1 protein-coding gene is annotated in these 340 nt (G+C 62.6%); it reads right to left on the reverse strand.

Annotation, left to right across the window (positions count from 1 at the left end; translation table 11 throughout):
* Positions 1–340 (reverse strand): contractile injection system protein, VgrG/Pvc8 family (locus tag ACODR9_RS24330; protein ID WP_488813272.1); only part of this gene is annotated, 340 nt, incomplete at both ends.

Here is a 340-nt window from a genome sequence, read left to right on the forward strand (position 1 = left end):
CTCAGCTGCTCGGCATCGCTGGCGTAGTACAGCGACTGCGGGTCGTAATCCTGCAAGGTGGATTGCAAGGCATCGCCACTGCGGCCTTGCTGGACACGGGTCTGGTCGCCGGTGTGCTGGGTGGCCACCGGCTGGTAATCGAAACTGGCCAGTGCCACCGCACCGGACACCACCTGCCGGGCCGCGCTCCAATCGGTAAAGCCATCTTCCTCTTCTGTTGCATCGCTGCGATGAAAACGCACCCGCTCGCTGGCGGCCGGTGGCAGGCTGTAAGCATCGTCGAATACCACCAGTTTCACCTGCGGATGCTCGCCATCAACATGCTCGAAGCGCCAGGCAT

It is taken from the genome of Aquitalea sp. FG25 (assembly GCF_057809375.1).